14 protein-coding genes are annotated in these 15,862 nt (G+C 67.3%); 5 read left to right on the top strand and 9 right to left on the bottom strand.

Annotated elements, in window-relative coordinates; all coding sequences use genetic code 11:
• Positions 1 to 204: 204 nt before the first annotated feature.
• Positions 205 to 2,280: an excinuclease ABC subunit UvrC gene (gene uvrC / locus GLP40_RS20150; RefSeq protein ID WP_328290432.1), complete on the bottom strand. Its 2,076-nt coding sequence runs from the start codon at positions 2,278 to 2,280 to the stop codon at positions 205 to 207.
• Between the two features lie 107 nt (positions 2,281 to 2,387).
• On the opposite strand from uvrC, the gene GLP40_RS20145 reads away from it, so the two are divergent.
• Positions 2,388 to 2,531, top strand: coding sequence for a hypothetical protein (locus GLP40_RS20145; protein WP_154789506.1), 144 nt, complete (start codon positions 2,388 to 2,390; stop codon positions 2,529 to 2,531).
• Positions 2,532 to 2,822: 291 nt separating this feature from the next.
• Positions 2,823 to 3,170 carry a hypothetical protein gene (locus GLP40_RS20140; RefSeq protein WP_154789505.1) on the top strand — a complete coding sequence of 116 codons (348 nt, stop codon included), beginning with the start codon at positions 2,823 to 2,825 and terminating at the stop codon, positions 3,168 to 3,170.
• A 37-nt stretch (positions 3,171 to 3,207) separates the two neighbouring features.
• Here the strand turns inward: GLP40_RS20140 and GLP40_RS20135 are convergent, their stop codons facing one another.
• Positions 3,208 to 4,419, bottom strand: a complete 1,212-nt coding sequence (locus GLP40_RS20135) for a winged helix-turn-helix domain-containing protein (protein WP_154789504.1) — start codon at positions 4,417 to 4,419, stop codon at positions 3,208 to 3,210.
• A 146-nt stretch (positions 4,420 to 4,565) separates the two neighbouring features.
• Between GLP40_RS20135 and GLP40_RS20130 the strand changes: the two genes are divergently transcribed.
• Positions 4,566 to 6,230, top strand: coding sequence for an FAD-binding dehydrogenase (locus GLP40_RS20130; protein WP_154789503.1), 1,665 nt, complete (start codon positions 4,566 to 4,568; stop codon positions 6,228 to 6,230).
• Positions 6,231 to 6,360: 130 nt separating this feature from the next.
• Here the strand turns inward: GLP40_RS20130 and GLP40_RS20125 are convergent, their stop codons facing one another.
• Positions 6,361 to 6,891 carry a hypothetical protein gene (locus GLP40_RS20125; RefSeq protein ID WP_154789502.1) on the bottom strand — a complete coding sequence of 177 codons (531 nt, stop codon included), beginning with the start codon at positions 6,889 to 6,891 and terminating at the stop codon, positions 6,361 to 6,363.
• A 239-nt stretch (positions 6,892 to 7,130) separates the two neighbouring features.
• Positions 7,131 to 8,600 (bottom strand): amino acid permease, encoded by a 1,470-nt coding sequence (locus GLP40_RS20120; protein WP_154789501.1) that lies wholly within the window; start codon positions 8,598 to 8,600, stop codon positions 7,131 to 7,133.
• Positions 8,601 to 8,862: 262 nt separating this feature from the next.
• Between GLP40_RS20120 and GLP40_RS20115 the strand changes: the two genes are divergently transcribed.
• A complete protein-coding gene (locus tag GLP40_RS20115) occupies positions 8,863 to 10,818 on the top strand; it encodes a gamma-glutamyltransferase family protein (protein ID WP_154789500.1) in 1,956 nt (651 codons plus the stop codon).
• 84 nt (positions 10,819 to 10,902) lie between these two features.
• On the opposite strand, the gene GLP40_RS20110 is transcribed toward GLP40_RS20115, so the two are convergent.
• The 4 genes from GLP40_RS20110 to GLP40_RS20095 all read right to left on the bottom strand — a co-directional run bounded on the left by GLP40_RS20110 (position 10,903) and on the right by GLP40_RS20095 (position 14,106).
• Positions 10,903 to 11,391 (bottom strand): PH domain-containing protein, encoded by a 489-nt coding sequence (locus GLP40_RS20110; RefSeq protein ID WP_154789499.1) that lies wholly within the window; start codon positions 11,389 to 11,391, stop codon positions 10,903 to 10,905.
• A 137-nt stretch (positions 11,392 to 11,528) separates the two neighbouring features.
• Complete coding sequence (gene ribH / locus GLP40_RS20105; RefSeq protein WP_154789498.1) at positions 11,529 to 12,008, bottom strand: 6,7-dimethyl-8-ribityllumazine synthase; 480 nt, start codon at positions 12,006 to 12,008, stop codon at positions 11,529 to 11,531.
• Between the two features lie 37 nt (positions 12,009 to 12,045).
• Positions 12,046 to 13,290 (bottom strand): bifunctional 3,4-dihydroxy-2-butanone-4-phosphate synthase/GTP cyclohydrolase II, encoded by a 1,245-nt coding sequence (locus GLP40_RS20100; protein ID WP_328290431.1) that lies wholly within the window; start codon positions 13,288 to 13,290, stop codon positions 12,046 to 12,048.
• Between the two features lie 189 nt (positions 13,291 to 13,479).
• Positions 13,480 to 14,106 (bottom strand): riboflavin synthase, encoded by a 627-nt coding sequence (locus GLP40_RS20095; protein WP_154789497.1) that lies wholly within the window; start codon positions 14,104 to 14,106, stop codon positions 13,480 to 13,482.
• Between the two features lie 544 nt (positions 14,107 to 14,650).
• Between GLP40_RS20095 and GLP40_RS20090 the strand changes: the two genes are divergently transcribed.
• Positions 14,651 to 15,097 (top strand): hypothetical protein, encoded by a 447-nt coding sequence (locus GLP40_RS20090; protein WP_328290430.1) that lies wholly within the window; start codon positions 14,651 to 14,653, stop codon positions 15,095 to 15,097.
• A 5-nt stretch (positions 15,098 to 15,102) separates the two neighbouring features.
• Here GLP40_RS20090 and rpe read toward each other — a convergent pair whose 3' ends face one another.
• Positions 15,103 to 15,768 carry a ribulose-phosphate 3-epimerase gene (gene rpe / locus GLP40_RS20085; RefSeq protein ID WP_154789723.1) on the bottom strand — a complete coding sequence of 222 codons (666 nt, stop codon included), beginning with the start codon at positions 15,766 to 15,768 and terminating at the stop codon, positions 15,103 to 15,105.
• Between the last annotated feature and the right edge of the window lie 94 nt (positions 15,769 to 15,862).

Raw genomic sequence — 15,862 nt, 5'->3', positions numbered from 1 at the left:
TCATCCTGCACCGATGCCGGGAAACGCGGCAGGCACACGACGGGAGCGAAACCTAGCTGTGATTTCCGCTCCCGACCTGCACACACGGCGTGTCGCAATTTTCCCGCTCGGCGTGTCGCACTCTACCCGGTGCGCCCCGATTCGACTCGCCGCACGGCGGGCTGTCGGTCCGCGACAGGGCTATTGCTGCTTCTGCCGCACCGACTACTGCTGCTGCAATGCGGCCAGGACCGCCTTGGCCGTGGCAACGCCGATGCCCGGGACCTCGGTGATCTGCTCCACCGTAGCCTGCTTGAGCTTGGCCACCGATCCGAAGTGGGTAACCAGCGCGGTCCTTCGCGCCGAGCCCAGTCCGGGCACCGAGTCGAGCACCGATTCGGTCATCCGCCGCGAGCGCTTGGAGCGGTGGAAGGTGATGGCGAACCGGTGCGCCTCGTCGCGGACGCGCTGCAGCAGATAGAGCGCCTCGCTGGTGCGCGGCATGATCACCGGGTCCGGCTCGTTGGGGATCCACACCTCTTCCAGGCGCTTGGCCAGCCCGATGACCGCGACATCGGTGATGCCGAGTTCGTCGAGCACCTCGGCTGCCGCGTTCACCTGCGGCGCACCGCCGTCGACCACGTACAGATTGGGCGGGTAGGCGAAGCGGCGCGGCTTGCCGGTCCTGGGGTCGATGCCCGGCAGGCTGGATTCGATTGGTTCCGAACCGGATTCGAGGTCCGCGGCCTCGGCGGCGTCGAGGTCGCGGCGGAGCTTGCCGAAGCGCCGCCGGGTCACCTCGGCGATACTGCCGACATCGTCGGAGCGGCCGTCGCCGGCGGCCTCCTTGATGGTGTAGTGCCGGTATTCCGATTTGCGCGCCAGGCCGTCCTCGAACACGACCAGCGACGCCACCACATCGGTGCCCTGGACATGCGAGATGTCGACGCATTCGATCCGCAGCGGCGCGCTGTCCAGATCCAGGGCGTCCTGGAGTTCCTGCAGCGCGGCCGAACGCGCGGTCAGGTCGCCCGCGCGTTTGAGCTTGTGCTGGGCGAGGGCCTCCTGGGCATTGCGCTGCACGGTCTCGGCGAGGGCCTTCTTGTCCCCGCGCTGCGGCACCCGCAGCTGGACGGCCGATCCCCGCAGGTCGGATAGCCACTGCTGCACCTGCTCATGGTCGTTGGGCAGGGCCGGGACCAGCACCTCGCGGGGGACGACGGTCCCTGGCTGTTCGTCCCCGCTCTGCGCGGCGACCGTGGTCTGCTCGCCGTAGAACTGGGTGAGGAACTGCTCGACCAGGGCGGGCAGCTCGCCGCCGGATTCCACCGCGTCGCGCCCATTTCGACCTGGACCGGAGCCCTCATCGGCAAGCGCGGGAAGCGACGCCTCAGGGCCGGACCGGTCCAGGTCCAGGGCGTCACCGGATTTGTCGACCACCCAGCCGCGCTGACCGCGCACCCGGCCGTCGCGCACATGGAAGATCTGGACCGCGACCTCGAGCTCGTCCACGGCGAAGTCGATGACATCGGCGTCGGTGCCGGTGCCCAGCACCACGGCCTGCTTCTCCAGTGCGCGCTTGAGCGCCTGCACATCGTCGCGCAGGCGCGCGGCCAGTTCGAAATCCAACTCGTCGGCGGCCTCGTGCATGCGGCGCTCGAGCTGCTTGACCAGGCGGTCGGTCTTGCCGGCGAGGAAGTCGCAGAAGTCGTCCACGATCTGCCGGTGCTCGGCGGCGGTCACCCGGCCGATGCACGGCGCGGAGCACTTGTCGATGTAGCCGAGCAAGCACGGTCGCCCGATCTGACTGTGCCGCTTGAACACTCCCGCCGAGCAGGTGCGCACCGGGAACACTCGCAGCAGCAGATCCAGGGTCTCGCGGATGGCCCAGGCGTGCGCGTACGGGCCGAAGTACCGAACGCCCTTCTTGCGCGCGCCGCGGTAGACGAACACGCGTGGGTATTCCTCGTCGAGGCTGACCGCCAGCACCGGATACGACTTGTCGTCGCGATAGCGGACATTGAAGCGCGGATCGAATTCCTTGATCCAGTTGTATTCCAACTGCAGCGCTTCCACCTCGGTGGATACCACGGTCCACTCGACCCCGGCCGCCGTGGTCACCATCTGGCGGGTGCGCGGGTGCAGCCCGGCCACGTCCGCGAAGTACGAGTTCAGTCGCTGGCGCAGGCTTTTCGCCTTGCCGACATAGATGACCTGCCCGAACTTGTCCCGGAACTTGTAGACACCCGGTTCGACGGGGATGGTGCCCGGGGCGGGCCGGTAGGTCGCGGGATCTGCCACGGGTCCAGGTTAGTCACTTCCTCCGACACACCCGCGGGCCCGTCGCGGATCATCCGGTGCCCACGGCGACGAAGCATCGACAGGGTCGGTCACCAGGAGGGAAGGCCATGACCGGACTGTGTTCGCGCCGCCGCCCGCTCGTCATCGCGGATGCGGTCCGCCCGGCCGTCGCCGCGCCGGTCATGGTCTCCGTACCGGCCGCCACCGAGGCCCAGGCCGGGCCGCACTTCGTTGTACGGGGACTACCCTAAGCACGCGCCGCCGATGCTGATCTGCGCTGCGGCCCTGGCGAATTCGCGGCAGGAGAGGGTGGTCGCTCAGCACGGGACCGGCGGAAGAGCAGGCCCGGAACCGCAGTGCGCGCGTGGTCGCCTCCTATGCGACCACGCATCGCGTGCACCATTGCGCCGCCCGCCCTGTCCCGGACGACGCGCCACGCCGCAACACCGATCTCCGCGAGTTTCGGCTGTCGAGCGGGTCTCGCGGTCAGTATGGGACGAACTGTTCTGCTTGATCTGTCCGTATACGAGGGAGTTTGTTCGATGACGAACCATCACCATCTCCACCTGCGCCGCCGGTCACTCGCGATCGGTTCCGCACTCGGCGTCGGCGCGGCCGGTCTGATCGCGGTGACGGCCCCGGCCGCCGGCGCGGACGCGGCCTGCCGCATCGATCGGACGCTCGACACCGCCACCTTCACTTGTCCCGCCGACACCTGGTACGCCGCGGTGGTGCAATGCCTGGGCGCCCGGCAGGTGGGCAGCGGCTACCAGGCGCCCACCTATATCGTGGGCGACTCGCCGCGACCGCTCATCCCGATGACCATCGAGTGCAAGGGTGACGGCAAGAACGGCATCGTGCTCAATGCCTGGACCGACGGGCCGTTCTGACCCGTAGCTTCGATGCGCTGATCCGCTCGGCGCGGAACTAGGCGATCTCGCGCCGCAATTCCGGTGCGAGATCGCCCTTTTCGCCCACCTCCACGGTGTCCAGTTCCAGCCAGTCGGCCATCTCCCGCAGCGCGCCGGCCAGCGCGCCCGCAACCCGCACCGTGTCGTGGCCCGGCTCGGCGAACGCGCCCGGCACCAACAGGCGTCCGGTCGCCCGCTCGGCGCGCAGGTCCGCTCGGGCCACCAGGTCACCGTCGAGTAGGAATGGGAAGACGTAATACCCGTGCACGCGTTTGTGTTCCGGTGTGTAGATCTCGATTCGGTAGTGGAAGTCGAAGAGTCGCTCGGTGCGGGCGCGGAAGAAGATGAGCGGATCGAACGGGCACAGCAGTGCCGCTCCCGTCACCCGGCGCGGGGTGCGCGCCTCCGCGTGCAGGTAGGCGGGTTTGTCCCAGCCTTCGACGGTCACCCGCTCCAACTCCCCCGCCTCGAGGAGTTCCGCGATGGCGGGCTCGGTTTGGCGGCGATTCAACCGGTAGTAGTCCCGCAGATCGGTCTCGGTGCCGATGCCGTGCGCCCGCGCCGCCCGCCGCACCAGCTCCCGGACCGCGTCGGCCTCGTCGGGTTCGCGCGAGAGCACCTCGGCCGGAAGGACATTCGCGGCCAAGTCGTAATGACGTTGGAAGCCGACCCGTTTCGGCGCCGTCAGTTCCCCCGCCGCGAAGAGCGCCTCGCACACCACCTTGGTGTCGCTGTAGTTCCAGCCCCAATTGTCCTTGGCCCGTGGCCGATCCAGCTCCAGGTGCCGCTCGATCTCCCCCGCCGTGCTGGCCCCGAACTCCTTGACCACGCCGAGCACATCGTCGGCCAGCGCCGGATTGCGTTCCAGCACCTGCCGCATACCCTTCCAACGTCCGTGCCGGTACTCCACCATGCGCCACCGCATGAGCGACCAGTCCGCGACCGGAATCAGCGCCGCCTCGTGCGCCCAGTACTCGATGAGCTGCCGCGGCCGCCGCCCGGTATGCCCCCACGCCGCCTCGTCCAGCAGCGTCCGGTCGTAGGCCCCGATCCGGCTGAACACGGGCGCGTAGTGCGCGCGCACCACCGCCGACACCGAGTCCAGTTGCAACAGCCGCGTACTGTCGAGCACCTTCATGACCGTGCGCCGCGTGGGTGTCGCGCTCGGACGGGCCGCGGCGAACCCCTGCGCCGCGAGCGCGGTGCGGCGCGCCGTCGCGAGTGGCATGGATCCGGTCGAGGAAGTCGGCACACTCGAACCATGCCATGTCCCACCGACAACCTCATTCGATACACCGTTGTATCGGATGTCTGTACAGCAGCGACCTCGTTCGATACATTCGTGTATCGAACTTCGACACCAAGGAAATGGGCATGATCGAGAACCCGGATGTCATCGTGGTCGGGGCCGGTCTGGCCGGTCTCGTCGCCACACACGAGCTGGTCAAGGCCGGTCGCCGCGTACTCGTGCTGGACCAGGAGAACCGCGCCAACCTGGGCGGTCAGGCGTTCTGGTCGCTGGGCGGACTGTTCTTCGTGGACAGTCCCGAACAGCGGCGGCTCGGCGTCAAGGACAGCCTCGAGCTCGCCATGCAGGACTGGTTCGGCTCGGCCGGCTTCGACCGCGAGGACGAGGACCACTGGGCCCGGCAATGGGCGCGCGCGTACGTGGAATTCGCGGCCACCGAGAAGCGGCAATACCTCTACGACCTCGGGCTGCGGGTGACCCCGCTCGTCGGCTGGGCCGAGCGCGGCGGCGTAGCCGCCGACGGACACGGCAATTCGGTGCCGCGCTTCCACATCACCTGGGGCACCGGACCAGAGGTGGTGCGGGTGTTCCTCGAACCCGTGCTGGAGGCCGAGAAGCGCGGGCAGGTCGGCTTCGCCTTCCGGCATCGCGTCGATGAACTGATCGTGGAGGACGACGCGGTGACCGGCGTGCGCGGGAGCGTGTTGGAGCCCTCCACCGAGGCCCGCGGCGTCGCGTCGTCACGGAATATCGAGGGCGAGTTCGAACTGCGCGCCAAGGCGGTGATCGTCTCCTCCGGCGGCATCGGGCACAATCACGAACTCGTGCGCCGCAATTGGCCCGTGGACCGGCTCGGGCCGTGTCCGGAGCACATGATCGCGGGCGTGCCCGCCTATGTGGACGGCCGCATGCTCGGCATCACCGAGGCCGCGGGCGGGCGCATCGTGAACCGCGATCGCATGTGGCACTACACCGAGGGCATCCACGACTGGGATCCGGTGTGGCCCGATCACGCCATCCGCATCATTCCAGGCCCGTCGTCGCTGTGGTTCGACGCCCATGGAAAGCGCATGACGGCACCGGCTTTCCCGGGTTTCGACACCAACGCCACCATGAAGCAAATCCTGTCGACCGGCTACGACTACTCCTGGTTCATCCTCACCCAGTCGATCATCGAGAAGGAGTTCGCGCTCTCGGGCTCGGAACAGAATCCCGATATCACCGGCAAGGACCTCAAGCTCACCCTCAAGAGCCGGGTGGCCAAGGGCGCGCCCGCGCCGGTGGAGGCGTTCAAGCAGCACGGCGTGGACTTCGTCGTCGCCGATACCCTGGCCGAGCTCATCGCGGGCATGAACAAGATCTCACGCGGCCCGCACCTGGACCTCGCCGACATCGAACGCCAGATCGTGGCCCGCGACCGGGACGTCGAGCACAAGTTCAGCAAGGACGCCCAGCTCATGGCCGTCAACAATGCCCGCCGCTACCTGGGCGACAAGCTGGGCCGGGTCGCGACCCCGCACAAGATCCTCGACCCCGCGCACGGTCCGCTCATCGGCGTTCGGCTCAACATCCTGACCCGGAAGACATTGGGCGGCTTGCAGACCAACCTGGACTCCCAGGTCATCCGCCCCGACGGCACCCCCTTCCCGGGTCTGTACGCCGCGGGTGAGGTCGCCGGTTTCGGCGGCGGTGGCGTGCACGGCTACAACGCGCTGGAGGGCACCTTCCTGGGCGGCTGCATCTTCTCCGGCCGCGCCGCCGGCCGGGCGCTGAGCCGTAACCTGGCGTAGAAGATCCGACCCCACCGCCAGGACAACGTCCGGGCGGTGGGCGACAACTGATTTCGCGCCCATCGGGGTAACTCGCCGGGTACCGCCTGAATCGGTTCGGCGCCCGACCGCCGCCACGGGTGCGGAGCGGTCAGCGGCACCCGGCCGCCCGCTGAAGTTCCGGAGAGGCGGGAGTGAACCATCGGTAGCAGTCGCGGCGGAGCAGCAGCGCGAGCACCACCCCGGACACCATCACGCCGAAGAGCACGGTGAACGGCCCTACTCCCGTCGGCATGTCGGCCGCCACCAGGGTGAAGATGCCCAGGAACGCCTGCAGGCTGGCCAATCCCAGCGAGGTCACCCAGATCCAGCGCGAACGCAGCCCGAACAGCAGTGCCACCCCGCCGGTCACCCACGCGGCGAAGAAATGACCGACGCTGCCGATCACACAGGGCAGACCGCCGGTGATGGACAGCAGGCTGTGCAGCATCGCCAGTCCCATCGCGCCGAGCGCGGCGTATCGCGTTTCCCGGACCTTGGCGGGCACGTCGATCTCGGAACCATCACGGCGCAACCCCCGCACCCCGTCGAGCACCCGCTCGAAAAATGTGGCTGGACCGCCGTTCTCCGCGGCGACGGGTGTCATATCCACCTCGCCGGCAACGGCCGTTTGCGAACTCACAGCACTCCTCATCGAGTAACCCCTGGTCACGCGCCCCCTGCGAACGCGCTGAACCTGACGCTAACCAAATGTTCGGATTCCGGACAATCCGGTTAACCAAGTTATGACCATGGCCACAGCCGATAGCCGGCGACCGGCACAGTGATCTCGAACACATAACGGCCGCACGCGATTTCGCGTGCGGCCGTTGAAAAGACCAGGTCCAGAGGAGATTTCCAGTGTACACCGAAAGCTGGAAACTACTTGTCGTCCATCGGGATGGGTGGAATCTCCGAGAACTCGCCGGTGTAGCCCTTGCGGATCTCGGCGATGGCCAGCACCCGCGGACTGGCGACCTTCCAGCCGATCGCCAGCGCGGGCACGATGATCACCAGGCTGGCGACAGTCCAAGTACCGACCGGACGGTCAAAAGCCATGAGCACCAGCACCGCGAAAAGGAATACCAACGTCGCGATGCCGGTGTAGGGCGCGCCGAACATCCGGAACGCCGGACGCTCCGCCCGACCCTTTCTCCACAGGTGGAACAGCTTCAACTGGCACAGCACGATGGTGGCCCAGGACGCCAGAATGCCGAGCGAGGCGACGTTCAGCACGATTTCGAACGCCCGGGACGGCACAATGTAATTCAGCCAGATGCCGAACAGCGCGATGAGGGCGGTGAGCAGAATGCCGCCGTAGGGCACACCGGCACTCGACATGCGCGAGGTGAAGCTCGGCGCGCTGCCGCTCATCGCCATCGAACGCAGAATGCGGCCGGTCGAATACAGTCCGGCATTCAAACTCGACAGCGCCGCGGTGAGTACCACGAAGTTCATGATCGAGCCCATGTGCGCGACACCGAGTTTGGCGAAGAAGGTGACAAAAGGGCTCTCGCCGCCCCTGTATTCGGTATACGGCAGCAGCAGCGCCAGCAGAATCACCGAGCCGCAATAGAACAGCGCGATTCGCATGATCACGGAATTGATGGCGCGCGGCATGATCCGCGCCGGATTCTCGGTCTCGCCCGCGGCGATGCCGACCATTTCCACGGCCGCGTAGGCGAACACCACGCCCGAGGTGACGGTGACCAGCGGCAGCGCGCCGGTCGGGAACCAGCCGCCGGCGTCGGAGACCATGCGCAGGCCGGCGCTCTGGCCGTCGACGTCGAAACGCCCGGCCAGGAAGACGGTGCCGACGATCAGGAAGGTGACCAGGGCCAGCACCTTGATCATGGCGGCCCAGAATTCCATCTCGCCGAACCATTTCACCGAGACCAGGTTGATGCTCAGCACGATGATCAGCGCGCCCAGTGCCAGAATCCATTGCGCGATGGGCTGGAAGGGTCCCCAGTAGTGCAGATAGGTGGCGATCGCGGTGGTATCGACGATGCCTGTCATGGACCAGTTCAGGAAGTACATCCAGCCGGCCACGAATGCGGCCTTCTCCCCGAAGAATTCGCGGGCGTAGGAGACGAACGAACCCGAGGAGGGGCGGTGCACGACCAGTTCGCCGAGCGCGCGCAGGATGAAGAAGACGAAGGTGCCGCAGATCAGGTACACCAGGAACAGCGAGGGGCCGGCACTGTGCAGCCGGCCGCCGGCGCCCAGGAACAGGCCGGTGCCGATGGCACCGCCGATGGCGATCATTTGCAGCTGCCGAGGTTTGAGCGCTTTGTGATAGCCGCTGTCCTCGGCGTTGAGGCTGGTGGCAGTGGTCCGGATCTCGGTCATTCGCCGGTTGACCCTCCGCATTCGTGAAGTGAGGCAGCCCGAGGGTACCTTGTTGTTTGCCGAGAACCGCATCGGCGCTCCGATCTGTGCCACCTGTCGCGAATTCAGCTGTTCAAGTGACCTATCAAGAGATTCACCGGAGATTGCCATGAAATCGCCACTCGTCCATACATGACCTCTGATGGTGAGTCATCCTGGCAACCCACCGATCGGGCCCCGCCAAAGCCCCGCCCGCGCGAGCCCACGGCGCTACAGTCCGGTAATGAGGCGCTTGCGACGAATCGGGAGCGGCGCTGCCGCCCTGCTGCTGCTGGTCGGATTGCTCACCGCCTGTTCGTCATCGACGAACCAGAGCGCGTCGTGCACTGTGTCCCCCAACGGAACTCCGGTCACCTCCGGAGTGCCCGCCGAGCCCAGCAGCACCAATCTCGCCCTCCACCCCGAGGTCGCCACCGGCTACCGCACCGGCATGACGGCCGTGCGCACTGGTGACTTCGCCGTCTCCACCGCCAATCCCGTTGCCACCGAGGCGGCTTGCCGGGTACTGCGCGACGGCGGCACCGCCGCGGACGCGCTCATCGTCGCGCAGACCGTGCTGAACCTGGTGGAGCCGCAGGCCACCGGCATCGGCGGCGGCGCGTTCCTGATGTACTACGACGCCGCGGGCAAGACCGTGGACGCCTACGACGGCCGCGAGACCGCCCCGGCGGCCGCTACCGAGGACTACCTGCGCTACATCAGCGCCGCCGATCACACTGTGCCGCAGCCGAATGCGCGCGCCAGCGGCCGCTCCATAGGCACGCCGGGCGTGCTGCGGATGCTGGAACTGGCCCACAACGAGCACGGCAAACAGGCCTGGAAGGACCTGTTCGCGCCGGCGATCAACCTGGCGGATCAGGGCTTCGAGATCTCACCGCGCATGGCCGGCCAGATCTCGGACTCCAAGACCGATCTCGCGCGCGACGCCAACGCCAGAGCGTATTTCCTGCAGCCCGACGGCAGCCCGAAGCCGTCCGGCACCACGCTCACCAATCCGGCCTTCGCCAAGACGCTCTCGGCCATCGCCTCCGACGGCGCGAACGCCTTCTACACCGGGGCCATCGCCGCCGACATCGTGGACACCGCCGCCACTACCTCCGGCGGGCGCACCCCGGGCCTGCTGTCCCTGGCGGATTTGCAGTCCTACCAGGCGAAGAAGCGTACCGCGGTGTGCTCGCCGTATCGCGCCCACGAGATCTGCGGCATGCCCAACCCATCCTCGGGCGGCATCACGGTGGAGGCCGCGCTGGGCATCCTGTCCAACTTCGATCTGGCGTCGATGAAGCCGACCGACCTCGGTGGTGACAGCGATACCGCCCGCGACGGCGGCAAGCCGACCGCGGAGGCCGTGCACCTGATCGCCGAGGCCGAGCGCCTGGCCTACGCCGACCGTGACAAATACATCGCGGACTCGGATTTCGTTCCGCTGCCGGGCAATTCGCCGCAGGCCCTGCTGGACCCGAACTATCTGAAACAGCGCGCGGCGCTCATCGATCCGACCAAGAGCCTGGGCACCGCCAAGCCCGGTGACTTCGGCCCGGTGCCGGTCGGCGACGGCCCGCAGCAGCCCGAGCACGGCACCAGTCACATCTCCATCGTCGACAAGTACGGCAATGCGGCGTCCATGACGACGACGGTCGAATCCGCGTTCGGGTCATTCCATTTCGTGGACGGATTCATTCTCAACAACCAGCTCACCGACTTCTCGGCCGAACCGGTGGACAAGGACGGCACCCCCGTCGCCAACCGGCTCGATCCCGGCAAGCGGCCGCGCAGCTCCATGGCCCCGACGCTGGTGTTCGACCGCAATCCGGACGGCACCCGCGGCGGGCTCAGCTACGTCACCGGCTCGCCCGGCGGGGCGGTCATCATCCAGTTCGTGGTGAAAACCCTGGTTGGCATGCTGGATTGGGGCATGAACCCGCAGCAGGCGGTGTCGATGATCGACTTCGGCGCGGCCAACTCCCCCACCACGTATGTGGGCGGTGAGCATCCCGCGGTGAATGCCGCCGACAATGGCGACCACGATCCGCTGGTTCAGAAGTTGCGGCAGTACGGCGACCAGGTCTCGGTCGCCCCGCAGTCCAGTGGCCTGTCGGCGCTGGTCCGTGACGGCAACGGCTGGATCGGCGGCGCGGACCCGCGTCGGGAGGGTGCGGTGCTGGGCGGCCCGCGCTAGCCACTCCGCCGTGAAAGGGCCCGCCATCCGGTAGGCGGATGGCGGGCCCTTCGCGATCGCGCTGTCGGATCCGGTTGCTCAGCCCTAGTTCTGCGCACTGTACTTCGCGCCGAGTTCCCGGAACCGGTCCATGGCCTCGGCGGCGCGCATCTTGTCATTGGAGCGGATGGCCATCATGGGCACGTATTCGTCGTGCACCAGTTCCAGCCGGGCCCAGGACTTCTTGTCCGGGAAGGAAATCCCGCGAATGTCCTTCCACTGGAACTCGCTGTCCCCCACGATGTTCCGCACCCTCACCCCGCGCTTGCCGACCCGTACCCGCGGCCGGGTGAGCGTCAGGACGCCACCGGCCAGCAGCAGGCCGAACACCATCAGGCCGATCTGGTCGGAGACCCGGAAGTTCACGCCGGTGGAGCCGTGCCGCAGCACTATGCCGCCGAAGATGAAGATGGCCGCCAGGACCGCCGCCACGATCCGCACGGTGACGATGGCGCGGTGCGGCCGCACCTCGAGATCCCACTCGCCGTCGCCGGTGGCGGGCTTCGGGGCCACGTCTGGTTCCGTTTCTGCCATGGGTTCCTCGGACTCCGCTCTCTGCTCGGCACCGGCCCGCGGTCGCTCACGCGCCGCAGGCGCTTCCGTCGTGGCGGCAGGCTTGCGGGGCGGCTCGTCGGAGCCGTCCCGCTTCCAGATCCGCACGACCGGCATGGCTAGACGGTCTGGGTCAGCTCGCGCAGGGTGAGCGCCGCGTCGAGGGCGGCGGCCGCGGCCTGCTCACCCTTGTTCTCGGTGGAGCCGGGCAGGCCCGCGCGATCCAGAGCCTGCTGCTCGGTGTTCACGGTGAGCACGCCATTGGTGACCGGGGTGCTCTCATCCAGCGACACCCGGGTCAGCCCGGCGGTCACCGAATCACACACATAATCGAAATGCGGTGTCTCACCGCGGATCACGACACCCAGCGCGACCACCGCGTCGTGGCTGCGGGCCAGCGCCTGCGCCACGACCGGCAGCTCCATGGCGCCGGCGACCCGGACCACGGTGATATCGGCGACGCCCGCGTCGCGCGCGGTCTTCTCCGCGTTCGCGACCAGCGCGTCGCAGATGGTGGTGTGCCAGCGCGACGCCACGATCCCGACTTTCAGATCATTGGCGTCGGCGAGCTCGAAAGTCGGTACGCCCGTACCGCTCATCGTTGTTCCGCCCTCTCGGTAGTCGGTGTGCCGCGCGTCAGTTCGCGGTTTCGCCCAGATCCAAGTCTTCCAGGCCGACCAGGTCGTGGCCCATCCGATCCCGCTTGGTGCGCAGGTACCGCAGATTGTGCTTATTGGCGCGCACCGGCATCGCCACCCGCTCGCTGATGCTCAGACCGTAGCCCTCGATCCCGGCGCGCTTGTCGGGATTGTTGGTGAGCAGCCGCATCGAGGTGATGCCCAGATCCACGAGGATCTGCGCGCCGATGCCGTAGTCGCGCGCGTCGGCGGGCAGGCCCAGGTCCAGGTTGGCGTCGACGGTGTCGGCGCCGTCGTCCTGCAGCTGGTAGGCCTGCAGCTTGTGCAGCAGGCCGATGCCGCGGCCCTCATGGCCGCGCATGTACAGCAGCACGCCGCGGCCCTGCTGGGCGATCATCTCCATGGCGGCGTCGAGCTGCGGACCGCAGTCGCAGCGCAGCGAACCGAAGGCGTCGCCGGTGAGGCATTCGGAGTGCACGCGCACGAGTACGTCCCGACCGTCGCCGATGTCGCCCATGACCAGGGCCACGTGCTCGGCGTCGTCGTATTCGCTCTCGTAGCCGATGGCCCGGAAGTCGCCGAACTCGGTGGGCAGCTTGGCCTCGGCCACCTGTTTGACGTGCTTCTCGTTGCGGCGGCGCCAGGCGATCATGTCGGCGATGGAGATCAGCGCCAGGTCGTGCTCGTCGGCGAAGATGCGCAGCTCTTCGGTGCGCGCCATATCGCCCTCGTTCTTCTGGCTGACGATCTCGCAGATGACGCCGGCGGGGCTGAGCCCGGCCATCCGGGCCAGATCCACGGCGGCCTCGGTGTGGCCGGGCCGACGTAGGACGCCACCATCCTTGGCGCGCAACGGAACCACGTGACCCGGGCGGGTCAGGTCGTCGGACTTGGCGTTGCGGTCGGCCAGCACGCGCATGGTGGTGGCCCGATCGGCGGCCGAGATACCGGTGCTGATGCCCTCGCGGGCATCGACGGACACGGTGTACGCGGTGCCGTGTTTGTCCTGGTTGACCGCGTACATGGGCGGCAGGCCCAGGCGATCGCAGTCCTCCCCGGTGAGCGGCACACAGATGTAACCGGAGGTGTAGCGGATCATGAAGGCCACGAGCTCGGAGGTCGCCTTCTCCGCCGCGAAGATGAGGTCGCCCTCGTTCTCCCGGCCCTCGTCGTCGACGACGACGACCGCTTTACCGGCGGCGATGTCGGCGACTGCGCGCTCGATGGTGTCGAACCTGGTCACGTCTGTTGTGCTCCATCTCGAATTAGGTGCCCCACTACAGTAGGGCAGTGCCCAATTTGCGCCGCCTCCGGCGTCGCGAGTTCGCGACCTGCGAGGTCTCGGTCTTCCCTCCTCCGCTTCGCTCCCCCGCTCCACCGCGGAGGTCTGTCAACCCGCGGTCCAGACCGAGACGGGCCGCGAACTTGCAGGTCAGCCACGCTGTACGAGCCGCTCGACGTACTTGGCGATGATGTCGGCCTCGAGATTGACGGTGGTGCCGACCGGGGCAGTGCCCAATGTGGTGAGTTCGCGGGTTGTGGGAATGAGGGAAACCTCGAACCAGTCCTTGGCGCCGTCGGCGAAGGCGTCCTCGGCGACGCCTATGCCGGAGACGGTCAGTGAGATGCCGTCCACGGTGATGGAGCCCTTCTCCACGACATAGCGAGCGATGCTGTCGGGCAGGGAGATTCGCACGACCTCCCAGTTCTCGTGAGGGGTGCGGGAGACGATGGTGCCGGTGCCGTCGACGTGGCCCTGCACGATGTGCCCGCCCAGGCGGCTGTTCACCGCCGCGGCGCGCTCGAGGTTCACCCGGGAACCGACGGCCAACGCGCCGATGCTGGAGCGGTCCAGGGTCTCGGCCATGACGTCCACGGTGAAGGTGTCGCCCTCGATCGTCCGGTCCACCACGGTGAGGCAGACGCCGTTGACCGCGATCGAATCGCCGTGTCCGGCATCGGAGGTCACCAGGGGGCCGCGAATGGTCAGCCGCGCCGAATCGTCCAGCTGCTCGGTGGCGACGATCTCGCCCAGCTCCTCGACGATGCCTGTGAACATGCGTACCTCTCCCTGATCACCTGTGCGTGCTCCGCTCGAGCCAACAGCCGGTGCGGTACGCGGTATTCCCCGCGCGAACGGCCGTCTCCCTCAGCCTAACGACGCTGGGTCGTAGGCGACATGCGGCCTCGTTCAGTGGGGCGTTCGATACCGGTGGGTGGACGAAATCGGACGTAAGCCAACTCGCGATCGCTAAATTGTCCGCACCACTCGAGATCGATGATTGGAATTCCGGTCTCTACCGGTTCAATGGTCTCTACCGGTTCAATGGATGGCCTGACCAGGCTGAACACTGCTTGATACCCAATTCGCAACTCGCTTACACCGGAATCTTGCGCAGCGGCGAAAACGGTCGCAAGATTGTTATGCAGTTGATTACGGCAGCTCAACGTCTCCGCGAGCTTCAACGCAGAATGGTCAACGCGTCCCCGGCCGATCCGGGCCGGTGACGTCATCGCGAGCAAGCCGAATCGAACGACAGTTGGACCCACGCGGGTCGGATCCAGGTGGCAGACAACACAATCGGCACAGTTGGGGGTGCAGCGTGACCACGCTTCTCGATTCGACGCTCGAAGTTCGCTGCATGCAGTATCGACGCGAATTTCACCTGCCGGCATCGATCGATCCGACGTCACGGCACATCCTGCTCGATATAGGCAATCGTTACGGAGCCATCACCATGCCCGCCGACCTCGGCGAACGCGTCCAGCAGCAGCTGGCACAGGCCGATCTGGCCGGGCCGGTGGTGCACCATCCCCGGGCACGGCGGTGGACCTTCATCACCGGACCCGCCAGACCGGAGTCCCTGACCAAATCGGTGGCCGCCGCGCTGTTCCGGCTCTACGCCACCGTCGCGTGCCCGGGAGCACAGGTCGTGCTCCCGTCCGCCGACGACGAGCGGACGGGATACCGCATCTGGATCCACTCCCCCGAGACCATCGACACCGTGCCGCCGCTGGAATCGGTGATCGAGGCGCTGCTGCGGCGCTGACCGGGTTACTGGGCGGACGCCGCCCCGACCGCGATCACCTTCTGCCGCAAGGCTTCCACGGTCGCAGCCGGGTCCGGCGTGCCGTACACCGCGGAACCCGCGACGAAGCAGTCGATGCCGGCCTCGGCGGCCTGCTCGATGGTGTCCATATTGATGCCGCCGTCGATCTCCACCACCAGGCGCAGCTCACCGGCGTCGACGAGGCGGCGCACCTGACGGGCCTTGTCGAGCACGTGCGCGATGAAAGACTGCCCGCCGAAACCGGGTTCGACGCTCATCACCAGCAGGGTGTCGAATTCGCGCAGGATGTCGAGGTAGGGCTCGATCGGGGTGTTCGGCTTGACCGAAAGCCCGGCCTTGGCGCCCGCGGCGCGAATGTCGCGAGCCACGGCGATGGGGTTGTCGGTGGCCTCGGCGTGGAAGGTGACGTTGTAGGCGCCTGCCTCCGCGTACCCCGGGGCCCAGCGCTCCGGGTTCTCGATCATGAGGTGGCAGTCCATCGGAATGTCGGTCACCTTCAGCAGGCTCTGCACCACCGGCGGGCCCAGCGTGAGGTTGGGCACGAAGTGGTTGTCCATCACATCGACGTGCACCCAGTCGGCGCCCTCGATCGCTTGCAGCTCGGCCGCGAGGTTCGCGAAATCGGCGGACAGGATGGACGGGGCGATCATCGGCGCGGGCCGCTGAAAGGGGGAGAAAGAGGTGCACACGGGCGGAAGTCTATCGGGAGCCACCCGTGGTCCCGGCGTCAGCGTGAACCGTGAA

Origin of the sequence: Nocardia aurantiaca, assembly GCF_009708175.1 — a bacterium.
Taxonomy (GTDB): domain Bacteria; phylum Actinomycetota; class Actinomycetes; order Mycobacteriales; family Mycobacteriaceae; genus Nocardia; species Nocardia aurantiaca.
Note: the sequence above shows the minus strand (reverse complement) of the source record. Positions and strands in the feature narration are given on the sequence as shown.

Excerpts from the sequence above, each read along its gene's own strand:
- GLP40_RS20145 (WP_154789506.1), top strand. The coding sequence starts at position 2,388 with ATGACCGGACTGTGTTCGCGCCGCCGCCCGCTCGTCATCGCGGATGCG.
- GLP40_RS20140 (WP_154789505.1), top strand. The coding sequence starts at position 2,823 with ATGACGAACCATCACCATCTCCACCTGCGCCGCCGGTCACTCGCGATC.
- GLP40_RS20135 (WP_154789504.1), bottom strand. The coding sequence starts at position 4,419 with ATGCCACTCGCGACGGCGCGCCGCACCGCGCTCGCGGCGCAGGGGTTC.
- GLP40_RS20130 (WP_154789503.1), top strand. The coding sequence starts at position 4,566 with ATGATCGAGAACCCGGATGTCATCGTGGTCGGGGCCGGTCTGGCCGGT.
- GLP40_RS20120 (WP_154789501.1), bottom strand. The coding sequence starts at position 8,600 with ATGACCGAGATCCGGACCACTGCCACCAGCCTCAACGCCGAGGACAGC.
- GLP40_RS20115 (WP_154789500.1), top strand. The coding sequence starts at position 8,863 with ATGAGGCGCTTGCGACGAATCGGGAGCGGCGCTGCCGCCCTGCTGCTG.
- GLP40_RS20110 (WP_154789499.1), bottom strand. The coding sequence starts at position 11,391 with ATGGCAGAAACGGAACCAGACGTGGCCCCGAAGCCCGCCACCGGCGAC.
- ribH (WP_154789498.1), bottom strand. The coding sequence starts at position 12,008 with ATGAGCGGTACGGGCGTACCGACTTTCGAGCTCGCCGACGCCAATGAT.
- GLP40_RS20095 (WP_154789497.1), bottom strand. The coding sequence starts at position 14,106 with ATGTTCACAGGCATCGTCGAGGAGCTGGGCGAGATCGTCGCCACCGAG.
- rpe (WP_154789723.1), bottom strand. The coding sequence starts at position 15,768 with ATGATCGCCCCGTCCATCCTGTCCGCCGATTTCGCGAACCTCGCGGCC.